Source organism: Clostridium sp. L2-50, from assembly GCF_000154245.1.
Classification (GTDB): domain Bacteria; phylum Bacillota; class Clostridia; order Lachnospirales; family Lachnospiraceae; genus Coprococcus.
In genome coordinates this window covers 331,263-351,478 of the sequence record NZ_DS480312.1, presented here as the reverse complement: position 1 = coordinate 351,478, position 20,216 = coordinate 331,263, and the positions used below count along the sequence as shown (strand labels likewise).

Here is a 20,216-nt window from a genome sequence, read left to right as displayed (position 1 = left end):
GGTACATAAAGCAGCAAAATACGCTGCTTAAGTACCAGCCTCGGATAAGGCTTGCTTCATAATAGTAATGACATCTTTTTTATATACTATACTGTATGTTTACTTATTAGTTGAATTGCTTATTTAAGGTTTACATAGTCTGCGGATACATAGCCGGTGTAGCTTTTGCGTCCCTTTTTAAAGGAAACTTTATACCAGTTTGTGCCGCGGCTTGTGCGGATGCCCTTTACAGTGAGCGTTTTGCCGTTTGTAACGGTTGTCAGGATCTTGCTGCTTGTATTTGCACCCTTTCTTACATTTAATACACCGCATGCAACTTTAACCTTCTGAGTTGTTTTTACAGTTGAAGCGGCAGCGGAACGCTTTCCTTTATATACAGTTTTTCCGATCTTGTTAAATGCAGTAACATGATATTTATATTTGGATGATGCCTTTGCATTTATACAGTAGATGAACTGGGTTCCATTGTTGATCGTTTTGATCTTCTTATATTTCTTTGCTTTAGTATCATAACGATAAATGTAGTAGCCATTCACACCTTTGATAGGTTCCCATGACAGGAGTTGTTTGGAGCCATAGCTCTTAACCTTTACATTTGTTACCTTTTGGGGAATTACCTTTGCGGATGTTGTAACACTTTCACCGGTGTACGTCTTGCCGTTATATTTCCTGTATGATTTGATCTGGAACTTATAGCCGTTATTGGATGTAAGACCACTCTGTGTAAATGTTGTAGTTTTTGCAGATGTGATCGTTGCGATCTTTGTCCATGAAGAACCGGCTACATCTTCTTTTACATACAGACGGTAGCCGTCGATATTGCTTTCCTTCTTCCATGTCAGCTTCACGGTGTCAGCCTTGATGGTTTCGGCTTTGAAATTCTTAACAGCTGCCGGTTTGGTCAGTACTGTTACGGAATCGGAACGATCGGTGTTTGTATTTTTGCCGCTCTTTGTATAGTAAGCAATGACGGAATAAGTATATTCTTTATTGCCGGTTAAACCTGTGTGTGTGAAGGATGTTGTATTTTTGTTCTTGATCGTTTTGAGATGTGACCATTTATTTGCATCGTTTTTCACATAGATCTTATAGCCGGATACATTTACCTGTGGATTCCAGCGGATTGTAGCGGAATTCTTTGTTGCAGATACCGTTACATCGGATACCTTGCCCGGTTTTGTGTTTCCTGTTGCGACATTTGAGTAATCAAAATAAGCTTTTTTGCCGTCTTCTACATAGTAGGCACGAACCTTATATGAATAAGAAGTACCACAGTTAAGATCTGTGTCTTTCCATGTGTTTGAAGAAGCGCCCTCTACATAGGCAGCGGTTTCATATTTTCCGGTTGACGCATTCAATCTGGAGATCCGGTAGCCGCTGACTTCTGTCTGCGCGTCCCATGTTATTGTGAGGGATGTCTCTGCCTTTTTGGATACAGCTGCATTTGTAACTGTCTTTTTCTGTGTGGTTGCATGTACCGGAGTGGAATATGCACCATAATAGTTGCCATCCTTCAACTTATAATAAGCGCGGACCTGATAACTGTATAAAGTATTGATCTCGAGATCCTTGTCGATGTAGGTCGTCTTTGAGGCACCGGTTGTTTTGCCGATCTTCTCATACTTTCCGGTTTCTTTATTCAAACGATAGATCTGATAGCCGTAAGCATATGGAACCTTATTCCATTTCAAAGTTATACTTAACATGCTGGCGGTCTTTCTTGTCAGGTTCTTGACAGCGGCAGGTTTCTTGACATAACGGAAGTTCATATCGACTCTGCCTGCGATTCCATCGACGGAACCGGAAGATGTGTACTGCCAGTAGGAGTACTTACCATCAAATGATGCATGAATGCTTCCGGTCGCACTGTCCCATCCCGGATACTGGGCGAGCCAGATCTGGTAGTTCTTTGCGATCGCATTTGAATTCACATCATTTGTAAGTAAGGATTTGTTGGCATATACCATAGCGGTATAATTCTTGCTTTCCACCTCTTTACAGAAAGCATTGCAGATCGTTGTTGCCTGAGCAACACTTAGATGTGCGCGTGCAAGTCTGCCGGTGTTGCCTGTATAATATTCAAAATCCATAACAATAGGAAGGTTGATGTCATAACCCTTGAGCAGGTTCATTGTAAAGTCAGCTTCCGCTTTGGCTTCCGCTGTGCTGATTGCCTGTGAGTAGATATAGACGCCTACATCCAGACCCGCGTCGATAGCACCTTGTAAGTTTTCCTTATATAATGCATCTGCTTCCAGTACACCGGATTCTGTTGTGCGAAGCGCTACACGGATGATCGCAAATTTGACACCATCTGCTTTTACTTTTTTCCAGTCAATTTTTCCTTGCCATCTGGAGATGTCGATACCATCGATCACATCGTAGCCGTCGAACTGGCTGTCATGGGAATAACTGCCGGTGTTGATGGCTGCGAGAGATGGACTGCTGTTATAATCTGACTGTTTCTGCAGTTCGCTGAATGCCTCAGGATCTTCGCCGTATTTCTGATTGATATATGCAACCTGTGCATCCGTCAGGGACGAACGATCAAAGGTTCCGTTTGCAACCATAGTGTTGATTGCGTCTTCATAAGATGAGTCCGTATGGCTGCCGGAAGCGGAAACGCCGGATTGTGATTGATAGGTATAAGCTGTCTGTGCGGATACATGTCCGGCATTTTTTGGCATAGAGAATGCTGCAAGGCCGGTAAGCATACCGCACAGGATGGTTGTGACTAGTTTTTTCAAGATAAATAACCTCCCATTTGTTTTGAGTGAAAATGTTTTATAAGCATATGTAAAAATAAATCCTTTGCTATTGTAAAAAAGACGTTTTTGTATTTTTACATACAGAAACATAATATTTTTTTTACATACAAAAGTCAATATATGGACGTGATTTAAGATTTACAATATAAAGAAAAGCTGCGTTTGTAAAACATATGTCAAGAGCCTTTACTGAATATTTACCCAAAAGACGGATTTTTTTAGTGAAAAGATGATCGGATGATGTTATACTTATAATATCTGTGGAATAAAACGACAAAATAATTGATACGGAAGGGAAAAACACATGGAAGAAAAAGTAGGTTTTTTTAAGACGGTTGCCGGAATGTTCAAAGGCCTGGTTCGTCCGTCGGAATATATAAAGACAGGAAGGAAAAGCTCTTGGTTTGCTATACATGTGCTGGTTATTTGTGTCAGTATTTTGCTGCCGATGGTTGTTTTCTATATTCCTGTGAGTAAAAAGATCGGATATAATCGACTGGCAGATGCAATTGATGACAGGATTGCTTATTTCAGTGTTAGTCAGGACGGTTTTTACTGTAAGAAAAAGTATGAGATGAAGCGACCGGGTGGTGCTTATATCCGGATTGATTCTACTGATTATGATACAGAATCAGATGAGATCGATGAGCTGTTGGAAGAGGGACATTATAGAACAATGGTTGTTGTATCGAATCAGGAGATTCTTTTATACAGTGATGATGCGCCTACTCGTATCAGCTGGAGCAGCGTATACAGTCATCTCCGGTCAATCGAGAAGAGGGATATATATGATAAAGAGATTCTGCTTACGTTTACAAGACGCTATGATACACCGTTTCTGATAGGTATTACGCTTGTGATGGCAGTATTGTTAATATTTATTTATTATATTGCAACTCTGATATGGGGCTTTATCATAAATGCAATAAAACGAATATTTGGTATAAGTGACGAGGTCAGTTTTTCAGATATTGTAAAGGCATCAACGCTTGTCAGAACCCCATGGTTTGCGGCTGCTGTTTTGATCGCCGGATATGTATTAAAAGGTCAGTTTGTATTTATGTATATTCTGTGTGTGATCATAACATTTGTTTATTTGATAGCAGCAATTAAATTATATGCAGATCAGATCCTGCGGATACCGGAGAAACCGGAAACAGGAGCGCAGGAAGAACATGTACCGGATGAAGATTATTATGGAGACTGATAACAGTTTCTCATTATATTATAAAATAACTATTAGGAGGCAGTATGCGTAAAACAAAAATTATATGTACATTAGGACCATCAACGGATGATGATGATATTTTAAGACGGCTTATGATCGAGGGAATGAATGTTGCTCGATTTAACTTTTCACATGGAGATCATGCACAGCATAAACGCAATATGGAACGTATTATGAAATTCAGAACAGAACTGAATCTTCCTGTTGCAACACTGCTTGATACAAAGGGACCGGAAATTCGTGTTAAAGATTTCAAAAACGGAAAGATCGAACTGAAACCGGGTCAGACATTCACACTTACAACCGATGAGGTAGAGGGTGATGAGAAGATGGTTTCGATCACATATAAGAACCTTGTAAATGACGTAAAGCCGGGTAATACGATCCTTATCGATGACGGACTGATCGAGATGACAGTGGAACAGGTATCAGAGAGTAAGATAGTTTGTCGTGTGGTAAATGGCGGACCGGTATCAAATCACAAAGGGGTAAACGTACCACGCGTAAATCTGTCTATGCCATATATCAGCGACCAGGATCGCTCGGACATTATATTCGGTATAGAAAATGATTTTGATTTCATTGCTGCTTCCTTTGTAAGAACTGCAGATGATGTATTGGAGATCCGCAAGATCTTAGATGAGCATGGATGCGATAATATCAATATCATTTCCAAAATTGAGAATATGCAGGGAGTTGAGAATATCGACGAGATCATCCGCGTGTCAGATGGTATTATGGTAGCCCGTGGCGATATGGGTGTTGAGATTCCGTTAGAAGATGTCCCTGTTATCCAGAAGATGATCATTAAGAAAGTATACAATGCTGATAAACAGGTTGTGACAGCGACACAGATGCTTGATTCCATGATCAAGAATCCAAGACCAACGAGAGCAGAGGCGACAGACGTTGCAAATGCGATCTACGACGGAACAAGTGCAATCATGCTTTCCGGTGAGACTGCAGCAGGTAAGTATCCGGTAGAGGCACTTCATACCATGATCAAGATTGCAGAGCGTGCAGAAGAAGATATTGATTATACAAAACGTTTTTATGAGAGAGGAAATATCCAGAATCCGGATATCACCAGCGCTATTTCTCATGCGACTTGCACAACTGCGATCGATCTTGGTGCGGCGGCAATCGTAACTGTAACCAAATCCGGAAAAACTGCCCGCATGATCTCCAAATACAGACCGAAATGCCCGATCATCGGATGTTCACCGGTTGAGAAGGTCTGCAGACAGCTGAACCTTTCATGGGGTGTTCAGCCACTTCTGATCGCAGAGGAGAATAATACTGATGATCTGTTTGAGCATTCGGTAGAGGCGGCTAAGAGAAACCATTATATTAAGGATGGAGAAATCGTTGTTATTACTGCGGGGGTTCCGCTTGGCGTTACCGGAACAACCAACCTGATCAAAGTACATGTAGTTGGACACATTCTGGTTAAGGGAGTTTCTGTAAACGAAAAATCTGTATGTGCCCCCTTGTGTGTAGCTGATTCAGAGGAAGAATTAATAAAAAACTACAATTCCGGTGATATTATCGTTATGAAAGAAACCAGCAATAATATCATGGAGCAGTTAAAAACTGCTTCAGCGATCGTATGTGAGAAGGACGGAAAGAATTCGCATGCAGCAATTGTTGGTTTAAGCAGGGATATCCCGGTTATTATAGGAGCGAAAAATGCAACACAGATTCTGAAAACCGGAGCAATTGTTACGGTAAAAGCAAAAGACGGAGTAGTTGTTTCATAGCTCTGTAACAAATCTTAAATTTTAAGAAATTAAGGGAAAACGTATAAAATCCATGAATTGCCATGTTGACAAGCATTAGTAATGTTGCTATAATGAACCAGAAATGTAACATTTTCGTAACAAATGTTTGGCAACATGGCATTTGTATGGGAGGTAATAAAATGTCGAAGACAACCAGAAGAATTTCAGTTGCAGTTATGACCGTAAGTCTGGCAGCAACGACAGCATTTGGTGTGATAAAAGCAAACAGTGTTTATGATGATTCCAATATCGGTATCTCGTCCGTTCTTGATCGTTATGTAGAATCTGTTCAGTTGGATACAACAGAGGATACAATATCTGCGAAGACAGAAGAACAGACAACGACAGAGACAGCTGATAAGAAGAATAGCAAGAAGACAACAAAAAAGGATAAAACAGTATCTGCACAGGCGGAAGAAGTGACATGTAAGTATCCGCAGTTTCAGGATCGTTGCCTTACAACAGTTTCCGATTCTGTAAATATCAGAGCAACCGCAAGTGAAGATGGCGAGCTGGTTGGAACACTTGCAGCAAACGGAATTGCTCTTGTAAAAGAAAAAGGTGATACATGGACGAAAATCGCATCCGGTAACTGCGAGGGATACATAAAGAATGATTATCTGGTGTTCGGTGATGATGCAGGAGCATATGCGGAAGAACATTGCAGCAAGCTTGCTACCATAACAACAGAGACCTTGAATGTTCGTGAGCAGGCAGATGGTGACAGTGATTGCGTAACCCAGATTCCCGGCGGACAGACATATGAAGTGTTAAGTCAGTCAGACGGATGGACACAGCTCCAGATCGATGACAGTGTAAGCGGATATGTAAGTTCCGATTACGTTGAGATATCCTACAATACGGTAAAGGCTGTAACAGTAGAGGAAGCAGAAGCTGCAAGAATAGCAGCAGAGGAAGAAGCAAAGAGAAAACAGGAAGAAGCAGAGGCAGAGAGACAGAGACAGCAGCAGGCAGCTCAGAACAACAGCTCAGGTGACGGTCAGTCATCAGACAACGGCAGCAGTTCAAGCTCACAGACGACAGAGGCTCCTTCAACAGAAGCACCTGCGACGGAAGCTCCTACAACAGAGGCTCCATCTACTCCGGATCCTGTACCATCCAGTGGATCGACCGGTGTTGATCTTGCAAATTATGCATTACAGTTTGTCGGTAACCCTTATGTATATGGTGGTACAAGCCTTACAAACGGTGCTGACTGTTCAGGATTTACATTATCAGTATATGCACACTTTGGAATTTCACTTCCACATTCCGCAACAGCTCAGTCTTATTACGGAACAGAAGTAAGTCTTTCAGAACTGGAACCGGGTGACCTGTTGTTCTATGGTTCAGAAGGAGATATCGGACATGTGGCGATCTACACAGGTGGCGGCATGGTAGTACATGCAAGTACAGAAGCAACCGGTATCAAGACATCGGTATATAACTACAGAACACCTGTTAAGGCAGTCAGACTGCTTGGACAATAAAGGACTACAGAAATAGAAGAAAAGCCGGTATATAGTGAGAGGATATGTTGTTCCTCCCGATATGTACCGGCTTTTCTTTTTTTATTTTTATCGAAAGGAGTCTTTACAGCTAAAGATATATTTTCATACAGAAAAAAGATACAGATGTATTTGTGTAGTTTTCATAAATTATATAAATTAATTGTTAATTTGACTAAAAAACAGAAAGAAGACGCCTTCCTTTTGTTTAAAATGACTTGAAAAAATGATGGTTTATGCTATAATAAGACTATCAATTCGGGAATCCCCGAAAAAGAAGGAGTTGGGCAACATGAATTACATAATTAGTGGAAAAAATAATCGATGTTACTGAAGGCTTAAAGAATGCAGTATATGACAAGCTGTCCAAGCTTGAGAAATATTTCGCAGAAGATGCTGTTGCACAGGTTACATTTAGTGTAGAGAAAGACAGACAGAAGATAGAAGTTACGATTCCTATGAAAGGACATATCATTCGTGCAGAACAGGTAAGTGATGATATGTATGTATCGATCGATCTTGTGCTGGAAGTGATTGAGAGACAGGTGAACAGGCATAAGAAGAAGCTGATCGACAAGGAGCAGAATGCAGCATATCTCCAGAATTCATTTGTAGAAGAAGAAACAGATGAAGATGACGAGATCAAGATCGTAAGATGCAAGAAATTTGCAGTAAAGCCTATGTATCCGGAAGATGCATGCATCCAGATGGATCTGCTTGGACATAATTTCTATGTATTCAGAAACGCTGAGACAGAAGAAGTAAATGTTGTCTATAAGAGAAAAGGTAACACATACGGATTGATCGAACCGGAATTTTAATCTCAACCTGCCACACAGGAAGCTTACAGAAGCAGATCCGAAAGGATTGGCAGATGTGTAGCTGCAGAGATTTATGGATAAAGAGAAGGGTCGCCAGAATATCAACGCTGGCGGCTCTTTTTTGCGTGAAAAGTTATCGGGCTTTAGCGTTATTTCATAATGCTTTACCAAAGCTTTTCAGATTCATTCTTGATATAAATTTCATATGATGGTATTATGTACCCTGAGTAACAAGATTTGGATACGAAACCAAGAAAACAGTTAGGAGAATAATAGAATGGGATTATTTGAAAAAGTATTTGGCACACATAGTGAGAAAGAACTGAAGAAGATCGCTCCTATTGTGGACAAGATAGAAGCACTTGATTCTGATATGCAGGCATTGTCCGATGAGGAATTAAGAGCAAAGACAACAGAGTTCAAAGATAGACTTGCAAATGGAGAAACTCTTGATGATCTGTTGGTAGAAGCATTTGCAGTTGTAAGAGAGGCTGCATACAGAGTGCTTGGCATCAAGCATTACAGAGTACAGTTGATCGGTGGTGTTGTATTACATCAGGGACGTATCGCCGAGATGAAAACCGGTGAAGGTAAGACACTTGTATCTACACTTCCTGTATACTTAAACGCACTGGAGGGCAAGGGTGTTCAGGTCGTAACAGTTAACGATTACCTGGCAAAGCGTGATGCGGAATGGATGGGTAAGGTTCATGAGTTTCTTGGACTTACAGTTGGTATTATTTTGAATTCATCTACAAATGATGAAAGACGTGACGCATATGCATGCGACATCACTTATGTAACAAATAACGAACTCGGTTTCGATTACTTAAGAGATAACATGGTTATCTATAAAGAAAAGCTTGTGTTAAGAGGACTTCATTATTGCGTAATCGATGAGGTCGACTCAGTATTGATCGATGAGGCGAGAACCCCTCTGATCATTTCAGGACAGAGTGGTAAATCAACAGAGCTTTATAAAATGTGCGATTACCTTGCAAGACGTATGAAGCGTGGTGAAGGTGATGGCGAGATATCCAAGATGGATATGCTGATGAATACAGCGATCGAGGAAGACGGAGATTTTCTTGTAAATGAAAAAGACAAATACGTTATGCTGACAGCAAACGGTGTAAAGGAAGTAGAGCAGTTCTTCCATATTGAGAACCTGTCCGATCCTGAGAATATCGAGATCCAGCATAACATTATTCTTGCACTTCGTGCACATAACCTGATGTTCCGTGACCGTGATTACGTTGTAAAGGATGATGAGGTTCTGATCGTTGATGAATTTACAGGACGTATCATGCCGGGCCGTCGTTTCTCAGATGGACTGCATCAGGCGATCGAGGCAAAGGAAAATGTAAAGGTTAAGAGAGAATCCAAGACACTTGCGACGATCACATTCCAGAACTTCTTCAATATGTTTGAGAAGAAAGCGGGTATGACAGGTACAGCAAGTACAGAGGAAGAAGAATTCAGAGAGATCTACGGCATGGATGTTGTAGAGATCCCGACCAACCTTCCTGTACAGAGAATTGACCGTCCGGATTCTATCTTCAAGACAAAGAAAGAGAAATTAAACGCTATTGTTGAGCAGATCAATGAGAGTTACAGAAAAGGACAGCCTGTTCTGGTTGGTACGATCAATATTGATGCATCTGAGGAACTCAGCCATATGCTCAGCAAGAAAAAGATTCCACATAAGGTATTAAATGCAAAGTTCCATGAGCTTGAGGCAGAGATCGTTGCAGAAGCAGGTCAGAAGAATGCAGTTACGATCGCAACGAACATGGCTGGTCGTGGTACGGATATTAAGCTTGGCGAGGGCGTTGCTGAACTTGGCGGACTTCGTATCATTGGTACAGAACGTCATGAGTCCAGACGAATCGATAATCAGCTCCGTGGACGTTCCGGTCGTCAGGGAGATCCGGGTGAATCCAAATTCTACCTGTCTCTGGAAGATGATCTGATGAGATTATTTGGTTCCGAACGTGTTATGAGCCTTTATGATACATTGAAGATTCCGGAGGGCGAGGAGATTCAGCATAAGACGATTTCGAACTTCGTAGAAAAGGCGCAGAAGAAGATTGAAAGTAACAACTTTGCGATCAGAAAGAATCTGTTAGAGTATGATCGTGTAAATAACGAACAGAGAGAGATCATTTATAAGGAGCGTCGGAGAGTCTTAGATGGTGAAGATATGCATGAAGTTATCCTGAAGATGCTCAAGGATGATATCGGTGCATGTGTGGATATCGTATGCTCATCAGAAGCGGCACCGGAAGAATGGAATATTGTAGAGCTTGACAATATGATCCGTGAGATCATTCCATTTACAGAACCAATCGCACTTACTGAGCATGAGATTAAAAAGGGTGACACAGAAGAACTCAAAGAGAGATTGTATAATGAGGCTGTGGAACTCTACCATGAGAAAGAAAAAGAATTCCCAAGTCCGGAAGATATGCGTGAGATCGAGCGTATTATCCTTCTGAAGGTAATTGATAGAAAATGGACTGACCATATCGACGATATGGAACAGTTAAAGCAGGGTATCGGGCTTCAGTCGCTGGGTCAGAGAGATCCTGTTGTAGAATACAAGTTTGCCGGTTATGACATGTTCAATGAGATGACAAGAGCAATTCAGGAGGATACAGTAAAACTGCTTCTCCGTGTTAAGGTTGAACAGAAGGTTGAACGTGAAGAAGTAAATAAGGTTACAGGAACAAACAAGGATGATACTGTATCCAGAGGACCTGTAAAGAAAGCAAAAAAAATCGGAAGAAATGATTTGTGTCCATGCGGCAGCGGTAAGAAATATAAGAACTGCTGCGGACGGAACGAATAGAAATAATGTGTTGCAGCTGCAACCGATAAAGTAGGTGAGAAATTAATGATAGAGACAGACCAGTTTAAGTTCACACTGAATCAGTACAGACAACCATTAATGGAAGTAAGGGATTCACTTTGACATCGCTGGCAGAAAAGACAGCATAGGAAAATTACAATATGAGATGGAACAGCCTGGCTTCTGGGATGATGTAGCAAAGTCAACCAGTGTTTCTAGGCAGTTAAAGAAGCTGCAGGATTCGCTGGAGGAATATCAGAAGTTGGAACAGGATTTTTCGGATATCGAAACCCTGATTCAGATGGCGGAAGAAGAGGGCGATTCCTCTATGATAGAGGAGATCGGTGAGATGCTGACTGCATTTCAGAAGGAATTCGAAAATTACAGGATCAGTCTTCTGCTGTCGGGTGAGTTTGATGGTTATGATGCCGTTATGACACTTCATGCAGGAGCCGGTGGAACAGAGTCCTGTGATTGGACATCGATGTTATACAGAATGTATACCAGATGGGCGGAGAAACATGGTTTTAAGGTGGAAGTACTTGACTATCTGGAAGGTGATGAGGCTGGCATCAAGTCGGTTACGATCCAGATCAGCGGGCAGAATGCATACGGATATTTGAAATCAGAAAAAGGCGTACATCGTCTGGTTCGTATTTCACCGTTCAATGCAGCAGGCAAGCGACAGACTTCATTTGCTTCCTGCGATGTGATACCGGAGATAGAGGAAGATCTGGAAGTGGATATCAATGAAGATGATCTCCGAATCGATACTTACAGATCGAGCGGAGCCGGTGGACAGCACATCAATAAGACATCATCGGCGGTTCGTATCACGCACATTCCGACCGGTATCGTAGTACAATGCCAGAATGAGCGTTCACAGCATATGAATAAGGACAAGGCTATGCAGATGCTGAAGTCTAAGTTGTATCTGATCAAGAAACAGGAGAACCTGGATAAGATTTCGGACATTCGAGGTGAGATATTGGAGAATGGATTCGGAAGCCAGATCCGGTCTTATGTTATGCAGCCGTATACGATGGTGAAGGATCACCGGACAGGCGAAGAAAGCGGAAATGTTGCCGCAGTTTTAGATGGAGAACTCGACGGATTTATGAATGCATATTTAAAATGGTGCAGCCGGAGTGAGTAGTAATATACAAAAAAGAATGCAAAAGGAGAGACATCCACATGGTAAATATAGCAGTGTTAGGTTATGGTACAGTTGGTTCAGGTGTGGTTGAGGTTATCAATACAAACCATGAGATCATCAATAAGAGAGCAGGAGAAGAGATTAACATCAAGTATGTTCTTGATCTGAGAGATTTCCCGGGAGATCCTGTACAGCAGATACTGACACATGACTTCAATGACATCTTAAACGATGATGAAGTAAAGGTTGTTGTTGAAGTAATGGGAGGAATCAATCCTGCCTATACATTTGTAAAACAGTGCCTTGCAGCAGGCAAGAGTGTAGCAACATCCAATAAGGAACTGGTAGCTTCTCACGGACCGGAATTACTTGCGATCGCAAAAGAGAACAATGTGAATTTCTTATTTGAGGCATCTGTTGGCGGTGGTATTCCGATCATCCGTCCATTAAATACCTCTATCACAGCAGATGAAGTAACAGAGATCACAGGTATCTTAAACGGAACAACAAATTATATCCTGACCAAGATGGATCAGGAAGGTGCATCTTATGATGAAGTGCTGAAGCAGGCACAGGATCTGGGATATGCAGAAAGAAATCCGGAAGCAGACGTAGAAGGTGGAGATGCGTGTAGAAAGATCGCAATCCTGACTTCTATCGTATATGGAAAACATCTGGATTATACTAAGATCCATACAGAAGGAATCACAAAGATCTCAACAGAAGATTTCAAATATGCAGATGCACTTGGCGTATCGATCAAATTAGTAGGTACGACTAAAAAGGAAGGAGATACCTTATATTCCTTCGTTGCACCTATGATGTTAGATGAGAATCATCCGTTATCCGGTATCCATGATGTATTCAATGGAATATTTGTACATGGAAATGTTGTAGATGATATTATGTTCTACGGCAGAGGAGCAGGAAAGCTTCCAACAGCATCCGCCGTTGTATCCGATGTTGTAGACGAAGTAAAACATATGGGTAAGAATATTATGGCAAGCTGGGATGCAGAGCCGCTTCCGATCGGTGATTTCAGAGATGCGGTTAATCGTTTCTTTGTGCGTGTGAGTGCGGATTCTATTACCAAAGAAGAGGTTCAGAAATTATTTGGTGATGTGACATATGTAACAGCAGAAGGCATAGATGGAGAACTTGCATTTATAACTTCAGCCATGACTGAGGGCAGTTTTGCTGATGCTATAGCTAAAATTGATAAAATTTACAGCATAATCAGAGTAGCATTTTAGAGAAAAAAGTTGTATAACCTTAGATGACCGTTGAAAAATGTGTTATCTGCATATGGAAATAACGAGATACTCAGATAGAAAGAAAAGGAGGACACCGATGAAAAGAGCCGATTACATTAGCTGGGATCAGTATTTTATGGGAATTGCACTGCTGTCGGCAGAGAGAAGTAAAGACCCGTCAACTCAGGTTGGCGCATGTATCGTAGACGATAATAATCGTATTCTGTCGGAAGGGTATAATGGTATGCCTGCCGGATGCGAAGATGACATCATGCCATGGGGAAAGATCGGTGATCCATTGAACAATAAATATTTCTTTGTATGCCATGCGGAATTGAATGCCATCCTGAATTACAGAGGCGGCAGTTTAAAAGATGCAAGACTTTATTCAACCTTATTCCCTTGTAATGAATGTGCGAAAGCGATCATTCAGTGCGGAATAAAGGAGGTTATCTATCTGTCGGATAAATATGCAAGTACTGACAGTACAATGGCATCGAAGAGAATGTTTGATATGGCCGGGGTTGCTTATCGACCATACGAAGTAAAAGGAAAGAAGATTACGATAGATTTATGATGATTGTAAAGGAAAGTAACAGCAGAGAAGACACATACAGAATCGGGCGGGAGCTTGGCGAACAGGCTGCTCCGGGGCAGGTTTTCTGTTTCTTTGGAGACTTGGGTGTCGGAAAGACGATATTTTCGCAGGGATTTGCCAAAGGCCTAGGTGTCGATGATATTGTGAACAGTCCGACATTTACGATTGTAAAGGAGTATGATGATGGAAGACTTCCGCTATATCATTTTGATGTCTATCGAATCGGAGATGTAGATGAGATGGAAGAGATTGGCTATGATGAGATGGTATATGGTAATGGCGTATGTCTGATCGAATGGGCAAATCTGATCGAAGAGATTCTTCCGGAACATTATCAGAAGATAACGATTGAAAAAGACCTTGAAAAAGGGGTAGATTATAGAAAGATAACGATAGAAGAGGTTTAAAACTATGAAGATCCTTGCTCTGGACAGCTCAGGGCTGGTTGCATCCGTTGCCTTATTAGAAAATGACAATCTGGTTGCAGAATTTACGGTAAACAATAAAAAGACACATTCACAAACCTTGCTTCCGATGCTGGATGAGGTTGTAAAAGCAGCAGGCATTGAGCTTGATACAGTAGATGCGATAGCAATCGCAGCAGGACCCGGTTCATTTACAGGACTGCGGATCGGAGCGGCGACAGTAAAAGGCTTGTCGCTTGCACTTGATAAGCCGATCATACCTGTACCGACACTGGAAGGGCTTGCATATAATTTCTGGGGAAGTGGCAGACTTATCTGTCCGATCATGGATGCCAGAAGGAATCAGGTCTATACCGGATTGTACAGATTTGATAAATCAGGCAATCTGGTTACAGAGATGGAGCAGATACCGATGGATGTGAATGAATTGATCGATCTGCTTCTTGAAAAAGATGAAGAAGTGCAGTTTACAGGTGATGGCATACAGGTGTATGGATCTCTGATCCTGTCAAAGATGAAACATGCGTGTCTGGCACCGGCACATCTGAACAAACAGAGAGCCGGATCAGTCGCATATGCCGGAGCTTGCCGGTATGCGCATGAACAGTATATAAATGGAGACGATTTTGCTCCTGAATATCTGAGAATGTCTCAGGCAGAAAGAGAAAGAAAAGAGAAAGGTGAAGGAAATGAGTAATAGCGTCAGTGATGGCGGGGCGGCGGGGCCCTATTTAGACAACATTGAGATAAGAGAAGGCGATGAGGAGCAGTTGCTTGATATTGTTTCTCTGGGAGAAAAAGTATTTATGAGTTCCTGGAATGAGCAGATGGTTGCTACATCCATGTATGGAACATATGATACTGTACTTACAGCAGTTGACACAACGAAGGATGATAAGGTGGTTGGTTATTGCATTTTTACCGCACCATGCGAGGATTGTGAACTGCTTCGAATTGCTGTTGATAAAGATTACAGGAAATGCGGAATCGGACACAGACTGATGAAGGAAATGATTCGTATGTGTGTAGAAGACGATGGAGAAAAGATTTTCTTAGAGGTTCGTGAGTCTAATGATGCAGCAATATCAATGTATGAATCGCTAGGCTTTGATGAGATTTCCAGAAGGAAAGATTATTATAAAAAACCAACAGAAGATGCTGTTATTATGGAACTGAAGTGTTCACATTCATAATATATAGATGACAGGAATTCCCACTACAAAAGATGTGCCTTTTTTATTATAATCGACAATAGAAAAGATACAGAGACCACCGGGCAATCGGAGGATCAGGAGGAGATCATGATAGAAGTAATACGTTGTAATATGTGTGGGAAAGAATTGTCAGTCAGAAATGACATTTTGATGGAAGATGCAATTATAATTTCAAAAAAGTGGGGCTACTTCTCAAAAAAAGATGGAGAAACCCACAGGATCTGTATATGTGAAGACTGCTATGATCGGTTGTCAGGCAGCTTTGCAGTACCGGTACAGAGAGAAGAAACGGCAGAATATATGTAGAACCAGAGAGTCATTTGTATATAGAATGACTCTTTTTTCCTTACGGGAAAAGCGGTTTACAGACAGAGCGGAGATAGAAGTTGGAGGATAGAATATGTTAGATGTATGTTTGCTTGGTACAGGCGGAATGATGCCACTTCCGTACAGAGCGTTGACATCCATGATGATACGATATAATGGCAGCTCTATATTAGTTGATTGTGGTGAAGGAACGCAGGTAGCAGTCAAACAGCAGGGGTGGAGTTTTAAACCGATCGATGTGATCTTGTTCACGCATTTTCATGCAGATCATATCAGTGGACTGCCGGGATTGCTTCTGACGATCGGAAACGCAGAGCGAAAGGACCCGGTTCTGATGGTCGGTCCGAAACGGCTGGAGCGAGTAGTGAATTCTCTACGTGTGATCGCGCCGGAGCTTCCGTTTGAGATTCAGTTCAAAGAACTGACAGAAGAGGAAGAAGAATTTGAGATATGTGGATTGCGGGCAAATGCATATCGAGTAAACCATAATGTTACCTGTTATGGATATTCATTTGAACTTGACCGTGCCGGTAAATTTGATGTGGAACGTGCGCGTGCGCAGGAGGTTCCGATGCAGATCTGGAATACATTGCAGAAGGGCATGACGATAGAAGTGGACGGCAGGCTCTATACACCGGATATGGTTATGGGACCGGACCGGAAAGGACTTAAGGTCACATATTGTACAGATACTCGTCCGACACCACTTATTACAAAACATGCGGCAGGCTCAGACTTGTTTATCTGCGAAGGTATGTATGGGGAGCCGGATAAATATGAAAAAGCAGTCTCCCACAGGCATATGACGATGTATGAGGCGGCAGAGATTGCGAAAGAGGCAGAAGTAAAACGGATGTGGCTGACGCATTACAGTCCGTCGCTGATCAAACCGATGCAGTATATAGATGAAGTAAGAAAGATATTTCCGGCTGCGGTTGCAGGAAAAGATCGGATGGAGACAACGTTAAAGTTTGAAGAATGAAACATGCGGTAAACAGGAAAAAGAGGAAGATGAAAATGGAGAAAAAAGATATAAAGATTCTGGCAATCGAATCATCTTGCGATGAGACTTCGGCAGCTGTTGTTGTGAATGGCAGAGAAGTATTATCAAATATTATATATTCACAGATCGACATTCACACACTGTATGGTGGCGTTGTTCCTGAGATAGCGTCAAGAAAGCATATCGAGAAGGTGAATCAGGTAATAAAGAGCGCACTGAAGGAAGCAGATTGTACACTGGATGATATAGATGCGATCGCAGTAACATATGGTCCGGGACTGGTCGGAGCACTATTGGTCGGAGTAGGAGTGGCAAAGGCAATCAGTTATGCAAAGAATATTCCGTTAGTAGGAGTTCATCATATAGAAGGGCATATTGCCGCTAATTTTATAGAAGATAAGACATTGGAACCACCATTTATGTGTCTGGTTGTATCCGGCGGACATACCCATTTGGTAAAGGTGACAGACTATGGACAGTTTGAGATCCTTGGTGTGACCAGAGATGATGCGGCAGGTGAAGCATTTGACAAAGTAGCAAGAGCTATCGGGCTTGGATATCCTGGTGGACCAAAGGTGGATAAGCTTGCAAAAGAGGGAAATCCGGATGCAATCGAATTCCCTAGAGCAAAGATTTCCGATTCCGCATATGATTTCAGCTTCAGTGGTCTGAAGTCAGCAGTTTTGAATTATATCAATCAGAAAGAAATGAAGAATGAGGAGATCAACCGCGCAGATGTAGCGGCATCCTTCCAGAAAGCAGTAACGGATGTGCTGACAGAACATACCATCTATGCAGCCAAGAAATATGACATGGATAAAGTTGCGCTGGCAGGTGGAGTTGCGTCCAATTCGGCACTTCGTGCATCAATGGAAGCGGCATGTGAAAAAGCAGGAATTCGGTTATATTATCCTGCGCCGATCCTTTGTACCGATAATGCAGCGATGATCGGAGCGGCCGGTTATTATGAATTTATAAAAGGAACCAGACACGGACTGGATCTGAATGCAGTTCCAAATCTGAAATTAGGCGAGCGGTAGAAGGATACGGTAAGAAGTGAATGTAGATCACTCTGCTGCATTGTAAGCGTTTGTAAATATCTGGTGAAAGAATACAATTTAGAAACAAATAGTAAAGGCAAAAAAGATAAAAGGATAGAAGAGAAAACATGAAGACAACGGCGATCATACTTGCGGCAGGAAAAGGCAGCCGAATGCACAGCAAAATTGAAAAACAGTTCATGGAGCTTGGAGGCTATCCTGTAATTTATTATGCATTAAAAACCTTTGAAGAAAGTCCTGTGGATGCCATCATTCTTGTAACAGGAAAAAACAGCGTGGAATATTGTAGACATGAGATCGTGGAGAAATATCATTTTACAAAGGTTGTATCTGTAGTAGAAGGCGGCGAGAACCGGTATGATTCCGTATATAATGGTTTGCGAGCCTGCTCGGAGACGGATTATGTTATGATTCATGACGGTGCGAGACCATTTGTGACACAGGACATGATCGTAAGATCAATTCGGACACTGGCAGAGTATAAAGCATGTACAGTCGGCATGCCCGTAAAGGATACGATCAAGATTGTGAATGAAAATCAGATCGGAATGGCGACACCTGCAAGAGAGTGTCTGTGGCAGATCCAGACCCCGCAGAGCTTTGATTACAAATGCCTGATGAAGTGTTATCAGAAGATGATGAAGAAACGGGTAGATGGAGCATTGCCGGTAACGGACGATACAATGGTGGTAGAGGAATACGGCGAGATTCGGGTGAAAGTGATCGAGGGCAGCTATACAAATATAAAGATCACGACGCCGGAGGATATGCGCATCGGACAGGAATTTCTACAAAAGCAGGCGTAGAAAAGCACCTGAAAAAGCCGGCTGCAAAAAAATGAAAATATTTGAAAAAATGTGTTGACATAGAAAAACAGAAGTGCTAATATATACAAGTCGCCGGTCAAAAGGAGACTTAAACAACTGGATGGAGAGATATCGAAGTGGTCATAACGAGGCGGTCTTGAAAACCGTTTGTCCGAAAGGGCGCGAGGGTTCGAATCCCTCTCTCTCCGCTGACTTTTCAATAAACAAAGATGGAAAGTTCAAGCGCTTGATACTAGGAGAAGTACCCAAGCGGTTGAAGGGGCTCCCCTGGAAAGGGAGTAGGCCGTTAATAGCGGCGCGAGGGTTCAAATCCCTCCTTCTCCGTTAAGTTTTACTGGTACAGGCGAAAAACAAAGAACCTTGAAAAATTAACAACATGACAACCCTGAAATTCCAAATAAAGAATTTCAAAAAGAACGTAACAGACGCAAGTCTGATACAAACCAAGAACAGTAAAGGGTATAGATAATGACCAGAGTCATATCTGAACCCGGGACAAATTTTTAATGAGAGTTTGATCCTGGCTCAGGATGAACGCTGGCGGCGTGCTTAACACATGCAAGTCGAACGAGAGAGGATCGGTGCTTGCACTGATCCAATCGAGTGGCGGACGGGTGAGTAACGCGTGGGTAACCTGCCTCATACAGGGGAATAACAGTTGGAAACGGCTGCTAAAACCGCATAAGCGCACAGTATCGCATGATACAGTGTGAAAAACTCCGGTGGTATGAGATGGACCCGCGTCTGATTAGCTAGTTGGTGAGGTAACGGCCCACCAAGGCAACGATCAGTAGCCGGCCTGAGAGGGTGAACGGCCACATTGGGACTGAGACACGGCCCAAACTCCTACGGGAGGCAGCAGTGGGGAATATTGCACAATGGGGGAAACCCTGATGCAGCGACGCCGCGTGAGTGATGAAGTATTTCGGTATGTAAAGCTCTATCAGCAGGGAAGATAATGACGGTACCTGACTAAGAAGCACCGGCTAAATACGTGCCAGCAGCCGCGGTAATACGTATGGTGCAAGCGTTATCCGGATTTACTGGGTGTAAAGGGTGCGTAGGTGGTGAGACAAGTCTGAAGTGAAAATCCGGGGCTTAACCCCGGAACTGCTTTGGAAACTGCCTGACTAGAGTACAGGAGAGGTAAGTGGAATTCCTAGTGTAGCGGTGAAATGCGTAGATATTAGGAGGAACACCAGTGGCGAAGGCGACTTACTGGACTGCTACTGACACTGAGGCACGAAAGCGTGGGGAGCAAACAGGATTAGATACCCTGGTAGTCCACGCCGTAAACGATGAATACTAGTGTCGGGGCCAAAGGGCTTCGGTGCCGCAGCCACGCATAGTATTCCACCTGGGGAGTACGTTCGCAAGAATGAACTCAAGGATCTG

At 42.4% G+C, this 20,216-nt stretch carries 15 protein-coding genes, 2 tRNA genes, 1 rRNA gene and 1 pseudogene (1 of these 19 only partly in view); 18 read left to right on the top strand and 1 reads right to left on the bottom strand.

The features are described 5' to 3' along the window. Positions 1-119: 119 nt before the first annotated feature. On the bottom strand, positions 120-2,747 hold the full coding sequence (locus tag CLOL250_RS01770) for a GH25 family lysozyme (protein ID WP_044944611.1): 2,628 nt from the start codon (positions 2,745-2,747) through the stop codon (positions 120-122). 325 nt (positions 2,748-3,072) lie between these two features. Here CLOL250_RS01770 and CLOL250_RS01765 point away from each other — a divergent pair, with 325 nt between their 5' ends. From CLOL250_RS01765 to CLOL250_RS14045, 18 genes and pseudogenes are all read left to right on the top strand, one after another. Further along, positions 3,073-3,975, top strand: coding sequence for a DUF1189 family protein (locus tag CLOL250_RS01765; RefSeq protein WP_008400271.1), 903 nt, complete (start codon positions 3,073-3,075; stop codon positions 3,973-3,975). 44 nt (positions 3,976-4,019) lie between these two features. Beyond that, positions 4,020-5,756 carry a pyruvate kinase gene (pyk, locus tag CLOL250_RS01760; RefSeq protein ID WP_008400269.1) on the top strand — a complete coding sequence of 579 codons (1,737 nt, stop codon included), beginning with the start codon at positions 4,020-4,022 and terminating at the stop codon, positions 5,754-5,756. Between the two features lie 161 nt (positions 5,757-5,917). Then, positions 5,918-7,267 (top strand): C40 family peptidase, encoded by a 1,350-nt coding sequence (locus tag CLOL250_RS01755; protein ID WP_044944609.1) that lies wholly within the window; start codon positions 5,918-5,920, stop codon positions 7,265-7,267. A 310-nt stretch (positions 7,268-7,577) separates the two neighbouring features. Then, positions 7,578-8,106, top strand: a pseudogene (hpf, locus tag CLOL250_RS01750) (ribosome hibernation-promoting factor, HPF/YfiA family). A gap of 277 nt (positions 8,107-8,383) precedes the next feature. Continuing rightward, positions 8,384-10,957, top strand: a complete 2,574-nt coding sequence (secA, locus tag CLOL250_RS01745; RefSeq protein ID WP_008400263.1) for a preprotein translocase subunit SecA — start codon at positions 8,384-8,386, stop codon at positions 10,955-10,957. 45 nt (positions 10,958-11,002) lie between these two features. Next, positions 11,003-12,113 (top strand): peptide chain release factor 2 gene (gene prfB, locus CLOL250_RS01740; protein ID WP_119963496.1). Its coding sequence is split into 2 segments (ribosomal slippage): positions 11,003-11,077 and positions 11,079-12,113, totalling 1,110 coding nucleotides; the frame shifts between segments, so codons are not numbered across the junction. A gap of 38 nt (positions 12,114-12,151) precedes the next feature. Beyond that, positions 12,152-13,366, top strand: a complete 1,215-nt coding sequence (locus tag CLOL250_RS01735; RefSeq protein ID WP_008400261.1) for a homoserine dehydrogenase — start codon at positions 12,152-12,154, stop codon at positions 13,364-13,366. A 97-nt stretch (positions 13,367-13,463) separates the two neighbouring features. Next, positions 13,464-13,943 (top strand): deoxycytidylate deaminase, encoded by a 480-nt coding sequence (locus CLOL250_RS01730; protein WP_044944606.1) that lies wholly within the window; start codon positions 13,464-13,466, stop codon positions 13,941-13,943. Next, a complete protein-coding gene (gene tsaE / locus CLOL250_RS01725) occupies positions 13,943-14,371 on the top strand; it encodes a tRNA (adenosine(37)-N6)-threonylcarbamoyltransferase complex ATPase subunit type 1 TsaE (RefSeq protein ID WP_443822405.1) in 429 nt (142 codons plus the stop codon). Before CLOL250_RS01730 ends, tsaE begins: the two co-directional genes overlap by 1 nt. A gap of 4 nt (positions 14,372-14,375) precedes the next feature. After that, positions 14,376-15,086, top strand: coding sequence for a tRNA (adenosine(37)-N6)-threonylcarbamoyltransferase complex dimerization subunit type 1 TsaB (gene tsaB, locus CLOL250_RS01720; RefSeq protein WP_008400258.1), 711 nt, complete (start codon positions 14,376-14,378; stop codon positions 15,084-15,086). Next, positions 15,079-15,582 (top strand): ribosomal protein S18-alanine N-acetyltransferase, encoded by a 504-nt coding sequence (gene rimI, locus CLOL250_RS01715; RefSeq protein WP_008400257.1) that lies wholly within the window; start codon positions 15,079-15,081, stop codon positions 15,580-15,582. The genes tsaB and rimI overlap by 8 nt, the downstream gene beginning before the upstream one ends. Before the next feature lie 108 nt (positions 15,583-15,690). Continuing rightward, a complete protein-coding gene (locus tag CLOL250_RS01710; RefSeq protein ID WP_008400256.1) occupies positions 15,691-15,909 on the top strand; it encodes a hypothetical protein in 219 nt (72 codons plus the stop codon). A 94-nt stretch (positions 15,910-16,003) separates the two neighbouring features. Then, positions 16,004-16,912: a ribonuclease Z gene (locus CLOL250_RS01705; protein WP_008400255.1), complete on the top strand. Its 909-nt coding sequence runs from the start codon at positions 16,004-16,006 to the stop codon at positions 16,910-16,912. Between the two features lie 35 nt (positions 16,913-16,947). Beyond that, the gene (tsaD, locus tag CLOL250_RS01700) at positions 16,948-17,973 is read left to right on the top strand and encodes a tRNA (adenosine(37)-N6)-threonylcarbamoyltransferase complex transferase subunit TsaD (protein WP_446714944.1); all 1,026 of its coding nucleotides are present in this window, start codon (positions 16,948-16,950) and stop codon (positions 17,971-17,973) included. Between the two features lie 128 nt (positions 17,974-18,101). Then, positions 18,102-18,800, top strand: coding sequence for a 2-C-methyl-D-erythritol 4-phosphate cytidylyltransferase (gene ispD / locus CLOL250_RS01695; RefSeq protein ID WP_008400253.1), 699 nt, complete (start codon positions 18,102-18,104; stop codon positions 18,798-18,800). A 123-nt stretch (positions 18,801-18,923) separates the two neighbouring features. Further along, positions 18,924-19,009: transfer RNA gene (locus CLOL250_RS01690), tRNA-Ser, on the top strand. Positions 19,010-19,056: 47 nt separating this feature from the next. Further along, positions 19,057-19,145 (top strand) — tRNA-Ser (locus CLOL250_RS01685). 178 nt (positions 19,146-19,323) lie between these two features. Further along, positions 19,324-20,216, top strand: a 16S ribosomal RNA gene (locus CLOL250_RS14045) (it continues 125 nt past the right edge of the window).